Annotated in this window: 22 protein-coding genes; 21 read left to right on the top strand and 1 reads right to left on the bottom strand. The window is 41.2% G+C overall.

Features of this window, described 5'->3' with window-relative positions; genetic code table 11:
* Nucleotides 1–435, top strand: coding sequence for a hypothetical protein (locus GH754_RS06260; RefSeq protein ID WP_153727875.1), 435 nt, complete (start codon nucleotides 1–3; stop codon nucleotides 433–435).
* A gap of 3 nt (nucleotides 436–438) precedes the next feature.
* On the opposite strand, the gene pdxR is transcribed toward GH754_RS06260, so the two are convergent.
* Nucleotides 439–1,851, bottom strand: a complete 1,413-nt coding sequence (pdxR, locus tag GH754_RS06265; RefSeq protein WP_153727876.1) for a MocR-like pyridoxine biosynthesis transcription factor PdxR — start codon at nucleotides 1,849–1,851, stop codon at nucleotides 439–441.
* Between the two features lie 107 nt (nucleotides 1,852–1,958).
* Between pdxR and GH754_RS06270 the strand changes: the two genes are divergently transcribed.
* The 20 genes from GH754_RS06270 to GH754_RS06365 all read left to right on the top strand — a co-directional run bounded on the left by GH754_RS06270 (nucleotide 1,959) and on the right by GH754_RS06365 (nucleotide 19,115).
* Entirely contained in the window at nucleotides 1,959–2,411 is a 453-nt protein-coding gene (locus GH754_RS06270) for a GNAT family N-acetyltransferase (protein ID WP_153727877.1), read from the top strand.
* A 151-nt stretch (nucleotides 2,412–2,562) separates the two neighbouring features.
* Complete coding sequence (locus tag GH754_RS06275; RefSeq protein WP_153727878.1) at nucleotides 2,563–2,718, top strand: hypothetical protein; 156 nt, start codon at nucleotides 2,563–2,565, stop codon at nucleotides 2,716–2,718.
* Nucleotides 2,719–2,886: 168 nt separating this feature from the next.
* Entirely contained in the window at nucleotides 2,887–4,554 is a 1,668-nt protein-coding gene (locus GH754_RS06280) for a sigma-54 interaction domain-containing protein (protein ID WP_228550159.1), read from the top strand.
* 17 nt (nucleotides 4,555–4,571) lie between these two features.
* On the top strand, nucleotides 4,572–4,943 hold the full coding sequence (locus GH754_RS06285; RefSeq protein WP_153727879.1) for a ketopantoate reductase family protein: 372 nt from the start codon (nucleotides 4,572–4,574) through the stop codon (nucleotides 4,941–4,943).
* Nucleotides 4,849–5,424, top strand: coding sequence for a ketopantoate reductase family protein (locus GH754_RS06290; RefSeq protein ID WP_153727880.1), 576 nt, complete (start codon nucleotides 4,849–4,851; stop codon nucleotides 5,422–5,424). The genes GH754_RS06285 and GH754_RS06290 overlap by 95 nt, the downstream gene beginning before the upstream one ends.
* A 306-nt stretch (nucleotides 5,425–5,730) precedes the next feature.
* The gene (locus tag GH754_RS06295) at nucleotides 5,731–6,879 is read left to right on the top strand and encodes an acyl-CoA dehydrogenase family protein (protein ID WP_323741879.1); all 1,149 of its coding nucleotides are present in this window, start codon (nucleotides 5,731–5,733) and stop codon (nucleotides 6,877–6,879) included.
* A gap of 22 nt (nucleotides 6,880–6,901) precedes the next feature.
* A complete protein-coding gene (locus GH754_RS06300; protein ID WP_153727881.1) occupies nucleotides 6,902–8,086 on the top strand; it encodes a thiolase family protein in 1,185 nt (394 codons plus the stop codon).
* A gap of 35 nt (nucleotides 8,087–8,121) precedes the next feature.
* Nucleotides 8,122–9,705 carry a long-chain-fatty-acid--CoA ligase gene (locus tag GH754_RS06305; RefSeq protein ID WP_323741880.1) on the top strand — a complete coding sequence of 528 codons (1,584 nt, stop codon included), beginning with the start codon at nucleotides 8,122–8,124 and terminating at the stop codon, nucleotides 9,703–9,705.
* Between the two features lie 75 nt (nucleotides 9,706–9,780).
* Nucleotides 9,781–10,956, top strand: coding sequence for an acyl-CoA dehydrogenase family protein (locus GH754_RS06310; protein ID WP_153727882.1), 1,176 nt, complete (start codon nucleotides 9,781–9,783; stop codon nucleotides 10,954–10,956).
* A gap of 33 nt (nucleotides 10,957–10,989) precedes the next feature.
* Nucleotides 10,990–11,754, top strand: a complete 765-nt coding sequence (gene fabG / locus GH754_RS06315; RefSeq protein ID WP_153727883.1) for a 3-oxoacyl-ACP reductase FabG — start codon at nucleotides 10,990–10,992, stop codon at nucleotides 11,752–11,754.
* Nucleotides 11,755–11,773: 19 nt separating this feature from the next.
* Nucleotides 11,774–12,223, top strand: coding sequence for a MaoC family dehydratase N-terminal domain-containing protein (locus GH754_RS06320; protein ID WP_153727884.1), 450 nt, complete (start codon nucleotides 11,774–11,776; stop codon nucleotides 12,221–12,223).
* Nucleotides 12,220–12,621, top strand: a complete 402-nt coding sequence (locus tag GH754_RS06325; RefSeq protein ID WP_153727885.1) for a MaoC/PaaZ C-terminal domain-containing protein — start codon at nucleotides 12,220–12,222, stop codon at nucleotides 12,619–12,621. The genes GH754_RS06320 and GH754_RS06325 overlap by 4 nt, the downstream gene beginning before the upstream one ends.
* A gap of 83 nt (nucleotides 12,622–12,704) precedes the next feature.
* Nucleotides 12,705–12,851, top strand: coding sequence for a hypothetical protein (locus GH754_RS06330; protein WP_153727886.1), 147 nt, complete (start codon nucleotides 12,705–12,707; stop codon nucleotides 12,849–12,851).
* Nucleotides 12,852–12,926: 75 nt separating this feature from the next.
* Nucleotides 12,927–13,700 (top strand): SDR family oxidoreductase, encoded by a 774-nt coding sequence (locus GH754_RS06335; RefSeq protein WP_153727887.1) that lies wholly within the window; start codon nucleotides 12,927–12,929, stop codon nucleotides 13,698–13,700.
* Between the two features lie 32 nt (nucleotides 13,701–13,732).
* Nucleotides 13,733–14,902 (top strand): thiolase family protein, encoded by a 1,170-nt coding sequence (locus GH754_RS06340; protein WP_153727888.1) that lies wholly within the window; start codon nucleotides 13,733–13,735, stop codon nucleotides 14,900–14,902.
* A gap of 13 nt (nucleotides 14,903–14,915) precedes the next feature.
* The gene (locus GH754_RS06345) at nucleotides 14,916–15,722 is read left to right on the top strand and encodes an enoyl-CoA hydratase/isomerase family protein (protein WP_228550160.1); all 807 of its coding nucleotides are present in this window, start codon (nucleotides 14,916–14,918) and stop codon (nucleotides 15,720–15,722) included.
* A 66-nt stretch (nucleotides 15,723–15,788) separates the two neighbouring features.
* Nucleotides 15,789–16,652 (top strand): branched-chain amino acid ABC transporter permease, encoded by an 864-nt coding sequence (locus GH754_RS06350; RefSeq protein WP_153727889.1) that lies wholly within the window; start codon nucleotides 15,789–15,791, stop codon nucleotides 16,650–16,652.
* On the top strand, nucleotides 16,653–17,648 hold the full coding sequence (locus tag GH754_RS06355; protein WP_153727890.1) for a branched-chain amino acid ABC transporter permease: 996 nt from the start codon (nucleotides 16,653–16,655) through the stop codon (nucleotides 17,646–17,648).
* A gap of 5 nt (nucleotides 17,649–17,653) precedes the next feature.
* Nucleotides 17,654–18,415 carry an ABC transporter ATP-binding protein gene (locus tag GH754_RS06360; RefSeq protein ID WP_153727891.1) on the top strand — a complete coding sequence of 254 codons (762 nt, stop codon included), beginning with the start codon at nucleotides 17,654–17,656 and terminating at the stop codon, nucleotides 18,413–18,415.
* The gene (locus GH754_RS06365) at nucleotides 18,408–19,115 is read left to right on the top strand and encodes an ABC transporter ATP-binding protein (RefSeq protein ID WP_323741881.1); all 708 of its coding nucleotides are present in this window, start codon (nucleotides 18,408–18,410) and stop codon (nucleotides 19,113–19,115) included. Before GH754_RS06360 ends, GH754_RS06365 begins: the two co-directional genes overlap by 8 nt.
* Nucleotides 19,116–19,132 lie beyond the last annotated feature (17 nt).

Consider the following 19,132-nt stretch of genomic DNA (forward strand, 5'->3'; position numbering starts at 1 on the left):
ATGAAGAAATTCAAAAGTTTCATCGGTTTAATGATTTCATTTGTCATTCTTTCCTTTTATTTTATTCATCAAAACCAACAAATCCATCTGTCAGAGGCCCATACAACCCATCAACCCGTGGCCATTCCGGAGTCCTATGAATCCCCTAAAGTGGACATTCACGTTCAACAGGACCAATCGGGTACATGGCTATTAGAATTGGATACGGAAAATTTCCGCTTTACCCCGCATAAAGTGGGTGCAGAAGCCCCTAGCTATCATGAAGGACATGCTCACTTGTACATAAACGGAGAAAAAGTTAATCGCTTATATGGGAAGTATTATAACCTAGGAACACTGGATGAAGGAGAAAACAAAATTGTAGTTTCCCTTCATTCCAATAATCATGGAGTCCTAGTGTACAAGGGGAAAAGGTTCAAGCTACTCAGGTGGTAAATGTCAGCTAGAATGGAACCAAGCTTTATTCAATCTAACTATACCTTCATAGATTTGCTCTTCAGTCAATCCACCAAACCCTAGTAAAATCATTGGGGTTTCGGTGTGATGTTTATCAATCCAATATTTAGACGTACCATAGACTTTAACTTCATGTCTAATAGCAGATTCAATCAGTTCACCTTCACTCATGTTGTTGTTTACCTTCAACAAGATATGTAATCCAGATTGACTACCAATGATACGAACTTTGTTCCCCATAATATTTTGAATGCCTGAAGTTAATGTTAAGTGCTTTGATTGATAGATTTTTCGCATTTTTCGGATGTGTCGATCCCAATGTCCGTTTTCCATAAACAATTGCATAGTTTTCTGATGGATTTTTGAAACGGTTGGCTCATAGGCTGAAAATTTTTCTTTAAAGGTAAGGAATAAATTTTTGGGTAGCACCATATAACTCATGCGTAAGGCGGGCATTAAAGCTTTAGAAAACGTCCCTAAATAAACCACCTTTCCTGCTGAGTCTAACCCCTGTAAGGCCGGAATGGGTTTTCCAATATACCGAAACTCCCCATCATAATCATCTTCAATAATATATCCATTAGTATTTACCATCCACTGTAACAGTTCTAATCGTTTTGCATAAGGAAGGATCATCCCATATGGAAATTGATGTGAGGGGGTTACGTACACAACCTTTGCATCACTACGTACCAAATGATCAACGTTAATTCCTTTATCATCTAATGGAATTGGATGAAGATTGAAGCCTAAACTCTTAAAAACCATTTTGGCCCCATCATATGCAGGATCCTCAATGGCAACACTCTTATCCTTCATGTCCATTAATTGACCAAAAAGGGTGAGTAACTGCTGGATTCCCGCACCTATAATAATTTGGCCCGGGGAACAATTCACCCCTCTAGAATGATAGAGATATTTTGCAATTTCTTTACGTAGTTCAGGCTCACCTTGAGGATTGCCATATAAATAAGTGTCTTTATGCTCAGGTAATAGGCTTTGATTAGATAGTTTTCTCCATATTGAGAAAGGGAAATGGTCTAAATCAATTCTTCCTTGTCGAAAATCGTACGTATATGTCTTCTCCTCATGATTCCAGTCTTCTTCAAATAAATGTTGTTCAATATTCTGATGAGGAATGATATCACCATCAACCGGAACCACATATAATCCACTACGCTCCTTACTTTCCACGTATCCTTCTGAGATTAATTGTTGGTATGCAGCTTCTATGGTGTTTTTACTTATACTTAAATGTGTAGAGAGTCGGCGGATGGAAGGTAACTTTGTGCCAGCTCCCACATTACCATACTGAATCTCTTCTTTGATGTGTTGATAAAGCTGTAAATACAATGGTTCATTGGATTGTTCATCCAACCAAAAAGTAAAATCCATTTTCCATCTCCCTAACTGTCCCTATAAAAAGAATTCAAACTGTATCTTCAAACGGGGTCAAAGTTTCCATATAATCTTACCATAAAATAAATAGGGGAGATGAATTTATGGATTCTATGATTATTAGAAAAGCACGAAAAGAGGATGTATCACAATTAAAACAAATAATGGAGCAATACATTGTTGACTTTTACGAACATCCGAGACCCGATGAATCCTCTTTAATCAAGTTAATTGAGGATTTGATAGAAGACCCTAAGTTTGGTCTTCAATTTGTAGCTGAAGAAAACGGAGAATTAATAGGTTTCACAACATTATATTTTACGTTTAGTACATTGAGTGTAAAAAGACAAGCGATTTTAAACGACTTATTCGTCGTCCCAAATGCTAGAGGGAAAAAGGTAGGAGAAAAATTATTTAAGGCCAATTTAGATTACATTCGCAAAAATGAATTCTCATCAATGACCTGGGAAACGGCAAAGGATAATGTAGTGGCTCAATCCCTTTATCAGAAAATGGGTGGTAAACTAGCGGAGTGGTTATTTTATGAAATTAGTTGACAATAAAAAAGGGCAGTTTCCTAGGTAACTGGCCTTTCCTCTAGTTAAATTGTACCACGATTCCCAACCCCTTTTTAGTCTCTTTTTATATTTTATAGCTTGCTATTATAAATCAAGTAATCTCGCGTCTTCATAAAGGGGAGGGGAAGAAATGAATGACTATGTTCTAGAGTTTGGTGAGCTGGATCAAACGCAACAAAGGATGGTTGGTGGTAATAGTGGTTTATTTCATTCCAACAATCACGGGGACAAAAAGTTAAAGCTATCCAGGTTGTTAATGTTGGCTAGTTTGTTCTCGAAGACATGATTCCTAAAAACTTCAATCCTCCTATCTGTGCACTAAAAAATCAGCTAAATCAGGAGTGGCTCCTAAGCACCATGATGGCTTCGACTCATTTTTCCTTTCATTAGAAAAAGGGTTTTGGTTTAAAATATCGAACTATAACATCTAGACTTCTCTACGGGAGGTGAGTGTTTGAATACGGTTTTAGAAAAAATCCCATTTCCAATGATTATACTAGACCAAAATCACGTGATTCTTTTCTATAATCATTTATTAGAGGAAAGTATAGAAGCGCCACTCAGTATCGGGGGGCATATCAAGGACTCCTTTTATACCTGGGAGTATAATTCAGAATCGAATGTTGTTACAGCGGAATGTGGAAATAAAATATTTATTTTTTTACAGCATCAATCTAATGATCACAATCAAAGCATCCTGATTGGAACCGAAACTCCAGAACTTTCCTCACTAAAATTAGAAAATAAAGAACTGAAAAGGCTAAATCGAGAATTAGATGCAATCATCGAAAATTCTTATGATGGAATATATATTACGGACCACCATGGGAAGACGTTGAAAACGAATACCGCAATTGAGAGAATTACCGGTATCCCCAAAGAATATTACTTAGGTAAAAATGTAGATGAACTAATCTCAAGAGGAATACTGAAAAAATCTGTAACGAATGAAGTGTTGAAACAACAAAAAAGAGTGTCCTACATACAAAAAAACTTCGCAGGGAATGAAACCATCCTCACTGGCACACCAGTATTTAATGAAAAAGGAAAGATAGAAAAGATCGTCACGAATATACGAGACCTATCCGATTTAAATGAGCTCCAATCCGAATTAAGCAAAGTCAATCAACTCAATGTAAAATATAAAAAAGAAATCGACCGTCTCAAAAATAAACCAGACCAAGTGAATGGAATGATCACGAAAAGTGAACAGATGAAAATGATTTACGACACCGCAGATACGATTGCGGATGTAGACGCTACGGTATTGATATTAGGGGAAACTGGGGTCGGAAAAGATGTACTTGCTAAATACATTTTCAAGAATAGCAGTCGTTCAAAGGATGGAGACTTTGTAAAGGTAAACTGTGGTGCAATCCCTCCTGATTTACTAGAATCAGAGTTGTTTGGATATGAAAGCGGGGCATTCACTGGTGCAAGTCGGAAAGGGAAGACGGGATTATTTGAAGTAGCTCATAATGGAATTTTGTTTTTAGATGAAATTGGAGAGCTACCTCTTGGCTTACAGGTTAAACTACTTCGCGTTTTACAAGAAGGAGAAATTCAGCGAATTGGTGGTACAAAGCCAAAAAAAGTGAATGTGAGAATAATAGCAGCAACAAATAAAAGACTAAAAGAAATGGTTCAAAAAGGAGAATTTCGAGAGGATTTGTATTATCGCCTACATGTTATTCCGATTCACATTCCACCATTACGAAAACGGCGAGACGACATTCTACCATTGATGGATTTATTTATAACAGAGTTTAATCACAAGTATCAATTAGAGAAAGAACTAGATTTTGATGTGAAAGAATTTTTTCTATCCTACGATTGGCCTGGGAATATCAGGGAGCTAGCCAATTTAATCGAAAGAATGGTTGTGACAACTCGGTCAGATGTCATTACGATGGAGAATTTGCCATCAGAATATCAATCCACCCAGGAATCATCCTTAAACTCGATTGTTCCATTAAAAGAGGCTGTAGAAATTGCTGAAAAGAGTGTCTTAAGTTTAGCTTTACAAGAATATGACAATACCTATGACATCGCGAAAGCATTAGGGACGAGCCAACCCACAGTCGTCAGAAAACTAAGAAAATACAACCTAAAACTTAAATAATTGGAAAGGGTGAGGAGATGAAAATTGGGATTGCGGGAGCAGGAGCAGTAGGTGGTTTGTTTGGCGGGTTGTTACATGAAGCAGGGCATTCTGTGACATTTTTAGCAAGAGGGTCTCATCTTGAGGCAATGGAAAAAGATGTTTTAACGGTGACTACTGATCAAAAAATTATACATGTAGATGGAGTTTTTACGAATGATCCGAGGAATTTAGCAGATTGTGAGCTTGTTTTATTCTGTGTAAAGTCGACAGATACGGAGGAAATCCTATCAAAAAATTTTGGGGGCAAGTCGAGTGTTATCATGTGCAAGTTATGTCCAAACCACTCTAGAGGCACCAGGAAAGGTTCGAGAATATGGCCCTTTTATGTTAGTGATTGGCGAGCTTGAGAAAACAGCTTATTCCACTTGCGCAGAAATTGTGAAACGATTCCAAGAAGCTGATGTTCCGACAGAGCATGTGGAAAATGTGTTGGAACAAAAATGGAAAAAGCTTCTATGGAATGTGACCTTCAATCCGTTATCAGCTATTAGCAAAGCACGAGTTGGTGACATTCTGGATGATTCCTATTTAAGACGAACGGCAGAAAACATATGCCTTGAATCGATAGAAGTAGCTCAAAATAAGGGGATTTCTTTAGAAGTTCAACAGACGCTAGACTCTATTTTTGCCAAAGCAGAGTACGCTCGAAAGCACCAAACCTCCATGCTCCAGGATCGATTGAAACAAAAGCGGATGGAAGTGGAGTCCATGTGTGGTTATCTTGTAAAAAAAGGAAATGAGGCGAAAATAGCAACACCTCATTTATCTACTATCTATAGTGTATTAAATTATATTGATCAACAAATTGAAAACAAACTTGTGAAGTAAACACAAAAGCTATTTTTAAACTAAAGTGCTTGGAATTCCAAGTACTTTTTTTGCGCTAATGGGTCTGATACAACTATGTATCTTTGATTCAATTATGAATCACGTGATTAACCGGAGCAAATCTTCATCTTGATTCATCTTTGAATCATTTGGTTCAATAGGATGTTCATCTAATATAGATACGTTCTTTTCGATGCACTATTCGCGAGGGATTTTTGGCATATTTAGTGGTCACTACCAACTTGGCATATATATTGCATTTATGAAAGTGGCAAGCATCACATTGATTAGATAGGGGATGACTACGTGAATTTTAATCTAAGTGATGACATTCAATTTTTAAAAGAAAATGTTCGTGATTTTGTCCAAACTGAAGTCGAAGCAGTAGCTCATCGGATTGAAAAGGAGAATCAAATTCCAGAACGTATTATTGAAATGTCCAAGGATATGGGATTATTTGGGTTGAGTATTCCAAAGCAATATGGTTGGTTAGGCATTGGAATGATTGGTAAATGTGCTTTATATGAGGAAGTTGGCGCCACCCATAACGGATATACCACACTTATTGGAGCCCATACAGGGATTGGATCTGTTGGCATTGTGGAACTTGGAACTTCTGAACAAAAAGAAAAATATTTGCCTGACCTTGCTAGCGGAAAAAAGATTGGGGCGTTTGCACTCACCGAGCCGAGTGCGGGTTCCAATGCAAGTAATCTAAAAACGACAGCCGTAAAAAAAGGGAATCACTATGTTTTAAATGGCACAAAGCACTATATCACAAATGCCACTGAAGCGGATATTTTTACGGTGATGGCTGTAACCAACCCACATAAAGGAGCCAAAGGCATTACTTCTTTTATTGTTGAGAAAGATTTTCCCGGTTTTCATGTGGGAGCTGTTGAGCGGAAAATGGGCTTAAGAGGGTCGCATTCGGCTGAAATCATTCTAGAAGACTGTGAGGTTCCCGTCGAGAATGTCTTAGGGGAAGAAGGTCAGGGCTATGTCAATGCCTTAAAAATCCTGGCTAACGGTCGAGCTGGTTTGGCAGCTCGAAACCTAGGCTCCTGTCAAAAGCTACTTGATTTGTCCATGCAATATGCACAGGAAAGGGAGCAATTTCAAGTGCCTATTATTGAACATCAGGCGGTTGGTCATATGATTTCTGAAATGGCGGTTGAGATTGAAGCCCTACGTTCATTTACATACCGTGTTGCATGTATGGTTGATGAAGGGAAAAGGGTGATCAAAGAGGCTGCGATGCTGAAATTATATGGCTCTGAAGTATATAACCGAGTCGCAGATAAGGCGGTACAAATACATGGTGGAATGGGCTATATTTCGGATTATCCCATTGAGCGTTTTTATCGTGATGCTAGAATTACACGTATCTATGAAGGGACATCCGGGATCCAAAAAAATATTATTACAGGTCAGCTAAAGAAGGAGTATAGCTAGAAACATAGAGAGGAGGGTGCTTATGCAAGAGGATGTTGTGATTATAAGTGCGGCCAGAACCCCGATTGGAACCTATGGAGGCTCCTTTAAGAACATAGGCTCGGGTCACCTAGCTACAATCGCTATGGAAGGAGCCATCAATCGAGCAGGCATTAGACCCGAACAGGTTGATGAAGTGATTATGGGAGAGGTTCGCCAAACGACCGAATCTTCGAATGTTGCAAGAGTGTCGGCATTACGCGCAGGGATTCCGGAATCAGCTACAGCCTATACGGTTAACCGATTATGTGCGTCAGGGATGCAGGCGGTAGCTTCTGGTGTCCAACAGTTATTATTTGATCAAGCTGAAATTGTCATAGCAGGTGGAACCGAAAGTATGAGTCTCTCACCCATATATGTGAGAAATGCTAGATTTGGAGGGGATCAAACTACATTAGTAGATTCGAATCACGAGGCAGGTCAGCAGCCGACAGAAATTTATGGAAAAGATTTGGGGATGGGCGTGACTGCGGAGAATGTTTCGGAAAGATATCAAGTTACAAGAGAAGACCAGGATGCTTTTGCTATTGAAAGCCAACGAAAAGCTAATGATGCTATACAGGCTGGTCGATTTAAGGATGAAATCATCCCCGTAGAGGTTCAGGAAAGAAAGAAAACCTTCACCGTGGAAGAAGATGAGCATCCACGCCCACATACAACCCTTGAAAAACTTTCAAGCCTAAAGCCGGTATTCCGGGTTCTTGGGACGGTGACTGCCGGGAATGCCTGTGGAAGAAATGATGGAGCGACTGCTATCGTCTTGATGAAAGCATCCCGAGCGAAGAAGCTAGGATTAAAACCGTTAGCGCGTATTGTGGATTGGGCAACCGCTGGAGTTTCACCTGAAATCATGGGAATCGGTCCTGTTCCAGCTGTGCAAAAATTACTCAAACGGACATCAAAGAATATGGCTAACATTGATTTGATTGAGTTAAACGAAGCCTTTGCATCTCAGTCATTAGCAGTAATTCGTGAGCTATCTCTGGATCCAGAACAAGTAAATGTTAATGGTGGAGCCATTGCATTAGGTCATCCAATAGGGGCGAGTGGCGCTAGAATTATGACGACTTTGGTACATGAATTAAGGAGAAGAGAAGAAAAGCGGGGAATCGCAACCCTGTGTGCCGGGGGAGGTCAAGGAATGGCCATCCTATTAGAAACGGTATAGATTTGATTGAATCTATTTAAAAGGAGGCTTTTATTGTGGAAAGACCTTGGATCAAGCATGTTGTAAAAGGAAATCCGATAGAAATTGAGATTCCGGAAATATCACTTGTAGAGCTATTGGATGAATCCATTAAACAATACCCGGACCATACAGCGATCACCTTTTACAGTCAAACCTTTACGTATAAGCAATTACAGAAATTTATTCGAAATGTGGCAGCATCCTTCCATCATCTCGGGGTGAATAAGGGAGATCGAATTGCGATTATGCTCCCCAATTGTCCCCAATATCCGATTAGTTACTTTGCCGCCCAAATGTGTGGGGCAACCGTTGTACAAGTGAATCCCATGTATAAATCAGCTGAATTATTACATGTCTTAAATGATACGAGTTCAGAAGTGTTAATTGCTTACAATCAAACCTTACCTTTAATTGAGTCTATTAAGGATCAAACAGAGCTAAGAACAATTATTGATGTATCCTTTGAAAGCGATTGTAAATTTAATGAATTCCTAAAAGATAGAGGGTTACCAGTACCGAATGTGTCTATCAATCCAAAGGAGGATATTGCTGTTCTTCAATATACGGGTGGAACTACGGGGCGTTCCAAAGGGGCGATGCTGACCCATTACAACTTAGTGGCAAACACACTGCAAAGTGCAGCTACCTCAAAGGTCAAAACCAACCTTGGCGAAGAAAGAGTGTTGACGATTTCTCCGTTGTTTCACGTTTATGGGATGACCAGTGCAATGAACCTTACCTTTCACATTGGTGGGAATTTAATTCTAGTTCCAAGATTTGAAGTGGAGGAAGTCGTGAAGATTATTGAACATACAAAGCCAACTACATTCCCTGGAGTACCGACAATGTTTATTGCTTTACTCAATTTTTATAAAGAAAAGCAGTTTGATATGAGTTTTCTCAAAACATGTATTAGTGGATCGGCCCCTCTACCTGTGGAGGCAATCAACCAGTTTAATGAGTTAAGTGGAACATCTGTTGCAGAGGGCTATGGTTTATCTGAGGCGTCACCTGTTACCCATCGAAATCCGATTGCTGGTGTGCAGAAAAATGGGAGCATTGGCATTCCTATTCCGAATACTGATGCCAAAATTGTGGATTCGGCAAATGGGGAACAACCCCTTCCTGTCGGTGAAGTGGGAGAGTTAGTTGTAAAAGGGCCACAAATTATGAAAGGGTACTGGGGATTACCAGAAGAAACAAATCGGGTTCTACGAGATGGATGGCTCTATACCGGAGATTTAGCCAAGATGGATAAGGATGGATTTTTCTATATTGTGGGTCGAAAAAAGGAATTAATTATTGCAAGTGGATATAATGTGTACCCAATTGAAGTCGAGGATGCCATTTATAAGCACCCAAACGTATTAGAGGTAGCAGTAATAGGCATTCCAGATGAGTATCGCGGTGAAACCATCAAAGCATTTGTTGTTTTAAAGGAAGGAGATCAGTTGACAGAAGAAGAGTTAATCAAGTTTTGTCGTGAACAATTAGCTCCGTATAAGGTTCCACGTGTAGTTGAGTTTGTGGATGAACTACCGAAAACAGCAGTCGGAAAAATCTTAAAACGAGCGCTAAAGGAACATTCCAATGCTTAAGTTTACTTAAGCATTTAGGAACAACATACTAACTAGTTAGTATCCATTAAAAAAAGCGAATAGGGAGTGGATTTCATGCGTTTACGTTTAACAGAAGAACAAAAAATGGTACAGGAAACAATTCGGAAGTTCGTGGAAAAGGAACTGATTCCACTTGAAAATGAAGTCCTTCGCAATGAAAGAGAAGGAAAGCCGAGTTTACCAAAAGAAAAGCAAAAAGAACTCCAGTTGAAAGCAAAAGAAGCGGGCTTTTGGGGAATCAATACACCTGCTGAATATGGTGGTGCTGATCTTGGCCAAATGATGCAAGCCATTGTATCAATGGAAGTCGCCAAAACCTTTGTCCCCTTTAGCTTTGGTGGTTCTGCCGACAATATTTTATATTACGGTAATGAAGAGCAAAAAGAAAAATATTTGATTCCGACGATTAATGGACAAAAGAAATCTTGTTTTGCCATGACAGAGCCCGATGCCGGCTCGGACACAAGAAACATCAAAATGACCGCTGAAAAAGATGGTGAAAAATGGGTGTTAAACGGGGAGAAAACGTTTATTACCGGTGGAAATGAAGCTGATTTCGTTATGGTCATCGCCATAACGGATAAGGATATGCACGCCCAAACCGGAAGAGAAGGGGTCACTTGCTTTATTGTCGATCGTGACATGGGCTGGAAATCAGAATATATTCACACGATGGGCGAATGGGGACCTGCTGGATTAGTTTTTGATAACGTTAGAGTTCCTGAAGAAAATATTTTAGGCGAATTGCATGGAGGATATAAGCTTGGCCTCGAATGGATTGGCTTTGCACGCTGGATTGTGGGTGCCCGAGCTGTTGGTGCAGCGGAGCGACTACTCCAGATGGCGATTGATTATGCCAAAGAACGAAAAACCTTTGGTCGTCCAATTGCTGACAGACAGGCGATTCAATGGCAGATAGCTGACTCTGCCGTCGAAATAGAAGCGGCCAAGTGGCTCGTGTTAAATGCGGCCTATACCCTTGACCAAGGCGAAGATAATCGTCATCTAGCCTCGATGGCAAAGCTTTACGGGTCAAACATGGGCAATCAAGTCGTCGATCGGGTTCTTCAGATTCATGGTGGGATGGGTTATACAAGAGAGCTTCCAATTGAACGCTGGTATCGTGAGGCAAGATTGTGGCGTATTTACGATGGTACAGATGAAATCCAACGCTTAATCATTTCTCGTAATCTATTAAAAGGTCATGTGAAAGTAGGTCAGTTTGTTTAGATAATGATAGAAAACATTTGAGGAGGAATTCATATGTCTACTAGATTTAATGGAAGAGTTGCATTTGTTACGGGGGGAAGTCGTGGAATCGGTAAGGGAATTGCCAAACGCTTTGCGGAAGAAGGTGCAAAGGTCGCCATTATCGATATTAATGAAGAGGCGTTAACGGAAACCGCTAATGAATTTAAGGAACAGGGCTATGACATTCTGGTGAAACAAGCAAACGTGGTGAATGCTGAAGAAGTGGAGGCAGCCATGGAGGAAGTAGTATCATCCTTTGGTTCGTTAGATATTCTCGTCAACAATGCAGGCGTGATTCGCGATAACATGCTATTCAAAATGACAGACAGTGACTGGCAGCAGGTGATGGATGTTCATTTGAAAGGGTCCTTCAATGCAGCTCGTGCAGCACAAAAGTATATGGTCGAACAAAAATACGGACGAATCATCAGCATTTCCTCCACTTCAGCTCTTGGAAACCGAGGTCAAGCGAACTATTCAACGGCAAAAGCCGGACTCCAAGGATTAACAAAAACACTAGCCATTGAACTTGGAAAATTTGGAATCACAGCTAATTCTGTTGCTCCTGGCTTTATTGAAACTGACATGACCAAAGCAACAGCTGAGCGAATCGGGATTCCGTTTCAAGAACTGATCAAGGCTAGTGTAAGTCAAATTCCAGTTGGGCGTAGTGGAAAGCCAGCAGATATCTCCAATGCTGTTGCTTTTTTTGCTGATGAAGCTTCTTCATTCGTTAGCGGCCAAGTGATCTACGTTGCAGGCGGACCAAAATATTAATATTCGGGAGGTTTCTTGAATGTATAAACGTTTTATTGGAAAACAGTCCAACAAAGTGAAAAACACGGTCGAAAGAGGAATGGTCAAACGCTTTTCCGAGGCTATCTGCGATCCCCATCCTATTTTTATCGATGAAGAAATAGGGAAGAATTCGAAGTACGGTCAAAACATCGCTCCCCCAACCTTTCCACGAGTCTTTGAGTATGGGGAAATTGAAGACTTAGAACTCCCGCAAAAAGGACTCATCCATGGAGAAGAAACCTATCATTATGAACGACCACTTCTAGTTGGGGAGGAACTATATTGTTATTCAAAAGTAAAAAATTACTTTGAAAAGCAAGGCAAAAACGGCTTAATGGGATTTTTCCTGCTGAAAAGATACGGGAAAGATTCAGAAGGTAATATCATTTTTACTGAGGAACAGACGGTAATCATTACGGAAGCAGTAAGGAAGGCGATGTCGGTATGAAAAATTTAGTGGAAATAAAACCAGGCGAATACTTAGAGGAAATTACCTTAAATCCAGTTAGCAGAATTGAATTAATCAAATATGCCGGAGCATCAGGCGACTTCAATCCCATCCATACAATCGATGAAGAAGCTGAGAAAGCGGGATTGCCAGGAATCATAGCACACGGTATGTGGACAATGGGTAATCTTGGGAAACTCTTCACGCCATATTATGAAGAGGGGTTTATCAGAGACTATCAGATTCGCTTTGCAGGCATGGTCTTTTTGAATGATGTCTTGACACTAAAAGCGATTCTAGAAGAACGAAATGATGAAAACCTAGTTTTTGATGTCAAGGTAGTGAATCAGGATGGGAAAGAAGTGATTAAAGGGAAAGTAAGGTTTGTAATTGATTAGGTTAGGTGAACCGGTAGCTCAGGACACGGTGAGTGGGTGAAGGGCTGAAGAACAATGCCATTATGCTAAAAAGTCGACTATAAATGCTGAAAACCAATGCAAATGCTGAAGAAGGGTGCTCATCAGGTAAACATAAGCAGGGTTCTACTAAAGCACGGCACTTATTCGCTAAAGAGAGAGCGGCAAATGCTGAACCCACCCAGCACCGCACACCTGGCTGCCCAGTATGAACCACTTAGCTAAAAATCCCTAGCAAAGCGAACTATAAAGAAATTGAATATTCAGAAATAAAAGGAGGAATCTTTATGCACGTCAAAGAGCTTTTTGACCTAAAAGGAAAAACAGCCATCGTAACAGGTGGTGGCCGTGGCCTTGGCAGACAGATTGCCGAAACCTTTGCCGAGGCGAACGCCAATGTTGTTGTTTGTTCCCGAAAAGAAGAGAATTGTCAGGAGACAAGTGAGTATCTGCAGTCGCTTGGTGTGGAGTCCATAGCACTAAAATGCGATATAACTAATTCAGATGATATTGATCAAGTCATTGATAGAACTTTAGAGAATTTCGGAAGCATTGATATTTTAGTGAATAATAGTGGCGCATCTTGGGGGGCACCTGTTGAAGAGATGCCATTGGAGGCGTTTCAAAAGGTGATGAATGTCAATGTGGTGGGGACGTTTTTGATGTCTCAGGCAGTTGGCAAAGTGATGACAGAGCAGCAATCCGGCAAAATTATTAACATTGCTTCGGTTGCTGGTTTAAAAGGTTCAGACCCTCGAATGATGGACGCGATTGGCTATAATACGAGCAAGGGTGCGGTAATTACGTTTACCAGGGATTTGGCGGTGAAATGGGGACCGCGTGGAATCTATGTCAATGCGATTGCACCTGGCTTTTTCCCAACGAAAATGACGAAGGTAGTGCTTGAAGAAAAGGGTGACGTCATGCGTGAGTTTACACCACTTCGGAAGTTCGGTGGGGAGAATGATTTAAAGGGGGCTGCCTTATATCTAGCCTCACGTGCATCTGATTTTGTCACGGGTGAAACCATCTGTGTAGATGGGGGAACAAATGCGACGTAAATTCAACAGGTAATCGATAAGGGGGAATTTAAATGAATCGAGATGCAGTAATTGTATCTGCCGTTCGAACACCGATTGCTAGACAGGGAGGTTCTTTAGCGTCTGTTCCTGCTCATGTTTTCGGTGCCGAGGTCATTAAGAAAGCGGTGCAGCGAGCAAGGGTTAGACCGGAAATGATTGATGATGTGATTTTTGGAAATGTACTGAGTGGAGGAGGGAATATTGCTCGGTTAACGGCGTTACAGACAGAATTATCCATCCAAATTCCAGGACTTACAGTAGACCGTCAATGTGGATCAGGTATTAATGCGGTGGCGCTTGCTGCTCAAGCTATCCGAGCAGGAGCGGGGGATGTTTATATAGCGGGAGGGACTGAAAGCATGAGTCGGGCTCCATATCTTATGGACCGACCAGAGCGAGCTTATAGCCCCGTTCCTCCAAACATTCGTAAATCCCAGCTTTCACCGACAGAAATTGGAAATCCGCCAATGGGCATTACGGCAGAAAATTTAGCGGAAAAATATGAGATTAGTAGAGTAGAACAGGATGAGTTTGCCTTCACAAGTCAACGACGAATGGCAAGGGCGATGGAGGAAGGTCGATTTGACGACCAAATTGTGCCAATCGAAGTTCCGACTCGTAAAGGAGAGCCGATTATATTCGATACTGATGAACACCCTCGTCCACAAACGACATTAGAGGGGCTAGCAAAGCTAAAGCCTGCCTTTAAGAAAGATGGAAGTGTGACAGCAGGAAGCAGTTCTGGCTTAAATGATGCAGCATCAGCCCTTGTCATCATGTCGCGACAAAAGGCCAATTCTCTAGGCCTACAACCAATGGCCACGATTCGAGAAACAGCGGTTGCCGGTGTAGATCCAAATATCATGGGGATTGGTCCTGTCCCAGCAACAAAAATGGTGATGGAACAATCAGGCCTGCAACTTGAGGATATGGATTTCATCGAGCTTAATGAGGCGTTTGCTGCTCAAGTGCTAGCGGTGAATCGTGAATTAAATATGGACATAGATAAAGTGAATGTCAATGGTGGTGCGATTGCCCATGGTCATCCCCTAGGGGCCACAGGTGCCATTTTAATGACCAAGGCGGTGTATGAGCTAAACCGTACAGATGGCAAATATGCCCTCATTTCAGCCTGTATTGGTGGAGGTCAAGGCATCTCTACCATAATCGAACGTGAATAAGGAGGAGTTTCATATGAAAGGAAAGGTAACCATGGAACAGATAGAAACCAACGATTTACAGGTCAAAAAGAAGGAGGGGGTGATGTATCTTACCCTGCATCGCCCTGATCGTTTGAATGCGTTCAGCGCAGAGATGATTCAAGGTTTAATCACAGCTATTCGCCAAGCCAAAACAGATGATACGGTTCGGGTCATAACCATTTCAGGTTCAGGACGATCTTTTAGCGCTGGTGGAGATGTCAAAACCATGGGGAAGGCCAATTCTCTTGACACCTACGACCATATTGGTACCTTAAATGAACTGATTCTAGCGATGAGAGATGTACCCAAACCCATTATCGCTGCCGTACATGGGTATGCAGCAGGCGCGGGTTTTAATCTTGCGTTAGCCTGTGACATGATTTTGGCGGCAGAAGGAAGTCAATTTGTATTAAGTTTTTCTAAGGTGGGTCTGATTTCCGACGGGGGAGGCCTATATTTCCTTCCAAGATTAATTGGTCCATATCGAGCTAAAGAGCTCTTCCTAAACGGCGAACCTATCAAAGTTGATAAGGCCTTTGAACTGGGAATTGTCAATCACATTTATCCACTTCACGAGTTTGATAGCAAGGTGAATGAATTTGTCACCCAAATCGCAGCTGGACCATCTAAGGCCTATGGATTCATGAAAAGAATTGCCGATCAATCTCTACATTCTAGCTTAGACGAAATTTTAGAAATGGAGCGAATCACTCAAGCTACAGTTGTAACCACAAAGGATCATCAGGAGGGAGTTCAAGCTTTTAAGGAAAAACGAACAGCACATTTTAAAGGGAACTAACCACTGTCAACTTACAAAATGTAAACGTTTCCACGCGTGTAGACCTTGACGAAGGGGGAAAGGAAATTGGATGTACTGTTTCAACAGCTGTTTAATGGATTGACGGTTGGGAGTGTGTATAGCTTAGTCGCCTTAGGACTAACGCTTGTCTATGGAATCTTACACATCCCCAATTTTGCTCATGGTGCCCTCTACATGGTCGGGGCCTATATTACTTACACAATGATGACATCCTTGGGACTGCATTATGTCTTTGCCATTGTGGTCTCCATTATATCCGTGGGGCTCATCAGTGTATTGATGGAACGAATCGTATTCCACCCATTACGAGATTCCACACCGATTCAACACAAGGTAGCAGCTATAGGGGTTCTGCTCTTTTTAGAGGCATTGGCTCATTACATTTGGGGGGCTGATTATCAGCAAATGGTTACGCCTTATGGGCAAGTGATTGAAGTTTTTGGCTTAACCTTAACGATGCAACGAATTCTTATCGTGGTCACAGCCATTGTGGCGATGATTTTACTCTATTTATTCCTGAAGAAAACATACACTGGGGCTAGTATAATTGCGATGGCTCAGAATCGTGAAGGTGCCCATTTAATGGGGATCAATACGAACAAAGTCGCTATGCTAACCTTTTTCATTGCAGGTGTTCTAGCAGCACTTGGAGCTTCCTTAACCTCACCAATTAATCTTGTATTCCCCAGTATGGGGCATCTCGTCATTTTAAAAGCATTTGTCATCATTATCATAGGTGGAATGGGAAGTATTCCAGGAGCCATACTGGGTGGGTATATTCTAGGATTCAGTGAAAGCATTGGGGCTACCTACATCTCCAGTGATTATAGCGACATTATTGCCTTCGTCTTACTTATCATCATTTTAACAATCAAGCCACAGGGCATTTTTGCAAAGGGGGAAGCATAAATGGCAGCAATCTTTTCCAAACGAAATGTTGTGATTGGTTTAATCGTTTTGGCAGCTCTTTTCCCTTATGTAGCGAGAAATGATTATTACCTACATGTGCTAACACTTGCCTTTATTTGGATGATAGCCGTCTATGGGTTAAATTTATTAGCCGGATTTACAGGGTATTTATCCTTAGCACATGCTGGTTTTTTCGCAATTGGTGCTTATGCTTTAGGGCTGTTGACAGTGAAAGCAGAAATGGGATTTTGGCCTGCCTTTTTACTAGCACCCGTTATTACAACGGGGATTGGCTTTCTGGTCGGGATCATTGCCCTTCGAACGAAAGAGCACTTTTTTGCCATCTACACGTTATGTGTAGGCTATATAATTTATCTCGTGATTGACAAATGGGAAGGGCTGACAGGAGGTGTACGTGGGCTAATCGGCATTCCGGCTCCTGCTGACATTGGACCGATTTCCCTCTCCACACCTATAGCTCAGTATTACTTTGTACTTACCATACTATTATTGGTCATTCTAGTGATCTACCGAATCATCCATTCCCTAACAGGAAAAACCTTTATTGCTATTCGTAATAGTGAAGATCTAGCACTATCATTAGGTATTTCCACCATCAAAAATAAATTACTTTCCTTTGTTCTATCCACATTTTTTGCGGGGGTAGCTGGTGCTTTATATGCGTCGTTCATTCGATTTATCGGGCCAGACATAGGCAATTTAAACATCACCTTTGATTTACTCGTGTATATGATTGTGGGCGGCATCGGAACTCTATCAGGTCCCATTGTTGGAACATTACTCATTGTTTGGTTATCGCAAAATCTGCAATTTTTACAGGATTATCGAATGTTAATTTTTGGTCCCTTATTAACCCTAATTGTCATTTTCTCTCCTAGAGGGATTGTGGGTTTCATTGCCGGTTGGTTTACTAATTGGAAGCTCCGGCGAAAAGTAAATATAAACCAAGCTCAAGAACAAGCCGAGGAGGTGTAAACGTCATGTTAGAAACCCGTAAACTAACCAAACAGTTTGGAGGACTAGTGGCGGTGAAGGATGTAGACTTCTCTCTAGAACACGGAAAAATAAACGCAATTATCGGCCCAAATGGTGCAGGCAAATCTACTTTCTTCAATGTTGTAAGTGGACTGTATCGTCCTACTTCAGGGCAAGTCATCTACAAAGGAAAAGACATCTCCAAGCTACCTGCCAATAAAGTGGCAGAACTAGGTATAGCCAGAACCTTTCAAACTACCCATTTATTCGAAATGGCCACTGTTTTTGATAATGTTGTCGTCGGTCATCGCTTACGGACCCAATCAAACCTTCTAGATTCGATTTTCCGGACAAAGCGATTAAAGCAGGAAGAAGAAAAGTGCAAGGAAAAGGCACTAGAGGTCTTGAAATTCGTAGGACTGTCCAAGTCTGTCGATCGAATGGTCACGAACATTTCACAAGAAGAAAAAAAACGAGTCGCTTTTGCACTTGCACTGGCTACAGACCCTGAGATTGTGTTTCTTGATGAACCAACAGCTGGCATTAACCCTGATGAAACCGCAGAGCTATCTCAACTAATGGAAAAAATGGCTCAGCAAGGTATCACTATCTGTCTTATTGAGCACAAAATGCAGATGATTATGAAACTAGCTGAGAAAATTATGGTGCTGAACTATGGCGAGAAAATTGCAGAAGGAACACCTGACGAGATTAACCATAATGAGGAAGTCATCAAGGCCTATTTAGGAGGGAGTGCGAGTGCTTAGTTTAAGGGATGTTTCCGTACAATATGGAAATTACACAGCGATCCAAAATATTAATATCGAAGTGAGGTCAGGGGAAATTGTCGTGCTACTTGGAGCCAATGGCGCAGGAAAAAGCACCACTTTTCGAACCATAAGTGGCTTGAATAAACCTGCAACTGGAGACATTTTTTTTGAAGGGTCCTCGATCTGTTCTCTAACCCCTGACAAAATTGTGAAGGCGGGGATAGTTCAATGCGCTGAAGATAGAAAGCTTTTTCCTGAAATGAGTGTACAAGAAAACCTGATGATGGGGGCTTATGTACATCGTAGAAAGAAAAAAGAGATCAAGCACACCTTAGAAGAAGTGTTTGAATTATTCCCTATTCTCCATGAAAAACGAAATCAAGCAGCAGGAAGTTTGAGTGGAGGACAGCAACAAATGCTGGCGATTGGGAGAGCGTTAATGTCGAAACCCGAATTAATGCTCCTCGATGAACCCTCCATTGGCTTGGCTCCATTAATAGTCGAGCAGATGTTTGAAAGCATACAACAGATCAATCAGGATGGAACAACCATTCTGTTAGCAGAACAAAATGCTCATGCCGCCTTAAGTATCGCGAATAAAGGATATGTCTATGAAAATGGCAACATTGTCGTGGAGGGGAGTTCAAAGGAATTATTTGCAAATGAGGAAGTTCGCAAAGCCTATATCGGGGCTTAGCGACTCTATTATGATAA

The organism is Salinibacillus xinjiangensis (genome assembly GCF_009649735.1).
In the GTDB taxonomy this organism is placed as follows: Bacteria; Bacillota; Bacilli; order Bacillales; family Alkalibacillaceae; genus Salinibacillus; species Salinibacillus xinjiangensis.